At 67.2% G+C, this 1,275-nt stretch carries 2 protein-coding genes; both read right to left on the reverse strand.

Annotated elements, in window-relative coordinates:
• Nucleotides 1-298: 298 nt before the first annotated feature.
• Entirely contained in the window at nt 299-649 is a 351-nt protein-coding gene (locus PUN71_RS22995; protein ID WP_277800308.1) for a DUF8317 domain-containing protein, read from the reverse strand.
• 76 nt (nt 650-725) lie between these two features.
• Nucleotides 726-1,157, reverse strand: a complete 432-nt coding sequence (locus tag PUN71_RS23000; RefSeq protein WP_277800309.1) for a hypothetical protein — start codon at nt 1,155-1,157, stop codon at nt 726-728.
• Nucleotides 1,158-1,275 lie beyond the last annotated feature (118 nt).

The raw sequence follows: 1,275 nt of genomic DNA on the forward strand, positions 1-1,275 counted from the left end.
GGTCCGGAGCTCTGCGACGGCACGCCCTGGACCCAACAGCCGGCCGCGACAGCGGACGCCCGTCAACTGGTTGGAGCGCAGCGGAAACCAGGGCGAGCCCCGCGAGCCTGCCCTTCCACCCGCCAGCTCCACGGACAACCCCACGACGCTGTCAGCTCCGGTTTGCCGCCGGCGGCCGCCGCCCGGCACCTGACTGTTGCGGGATTGGCGGTCCGCCGCCGGCGACCACCACCAAAGCCGGCCACGGGCGGCGGACCGCCAGCGGTGACCGGCCCCGGAAGACCGGCCACCCTCGGTCCTATTCGCGGCGGTCGTGGAGCGGGACGGCTCCATAATGTCCGGCTGCGCGGCGGAAGCGGGCGTCACTGCTGAAGATGAACGTGCCGCCGAACATGTACCACGGGGCGGGTTCGTCTTCGGGCGTGACCGGTTGGGCGTGGACCACGGTCTCGCGGTGGAAGTGCTCGTTCTTGACGAGTCGGACGGCGGGCCGTTCCTCGGTTGCCTCGAACACCGGGTCGATGCCCTCGCCAATGACAGTTACTTCCATGACGCGGGAAGAGATTCCCCGGTTGGAAAAGTCCGTGCCCAGGGCGTCGCGGTAGACCAGGGCAGTGATGCCCTTGGGTGCCGTGGTGTCGTTACTCATTGCTTGCTCCTTCGAAAGATTGTTGGCGCTGTACTGCCCGGCTCCGGCCGGGCAGTACAGCGGTTCTCAGTGCTGGTTACGCGGCGTCCCGCACGGCATAGGGCATCCGGTACCGGCTGGGAAGTTCGGCGGCGGCCTCGGGCAGGTCTGCCGGGCCTTGGGCCTGCCCGTTCTTCCAGCTGGCGAACGCCTGCTCGGTGATCGCGTCCCACAGCCGGGCCTTGGTCCGGTAGTAGGTGCAGGTCACGTCACCCTCGCAGTAGGTGGCGATGCCGAACAGGTTGCCGATGCTGTCGGCCGTGCGGGTGATGGCGACCATGACGTAGGGCCATTGGCCCAGGTCCCAGCCGTCACAGCCCCAGCTGGAGAGCACGGCCCAGCCGTGTTCTTCGATCAGTTCCATCCAGTCGTAGCCGCCGTTCATGTGGTAATCACCCAGCACGGTCACGCCGTCGATGGTTTCCTCCGTGTCCGCGAGGGTCACGGTCTTTTTGCTTACTGCGGTCATGTTTTTGTCCTTGCAGAGACGTGGGGGTGTCGGGCGGCTCAGGTGACCGGCCAGCTTCCCTCTCCCCCGTTGTTTTTGGCTGCTGGCGAAGCTTGCGGAGCTGTGCCCGTGCAGGCCC

Origin of the sequence: Arthrobacter sp. NQ7, assembly GCF_029581595.2 — a bacterium.
GTDB lineage: Bacteria > Actinomycetota > Actinomycetes > Actinomycetales > Micrococcaceae > Arthrobacter > Arthrobacter phenanthrenivorans_B.

Bases quoted from the DNA above. Each gene is read 5' to 3' on its own strand.
- PUN71_RS23000 (WP_277800309.1), bottom strand. From the start codon at position 1,157: ATGACCGCAGTAAGCAAAAAGACCGTGACCCTCGCGGACACGGAGGAA.
- PUN71_RS22995 (WP_277800308.1), bottom strand. From the start codon at position 649: ATGAGTAACGACACCACGGCACCCAAGGGCATCACTGCCCTGGTCTAC.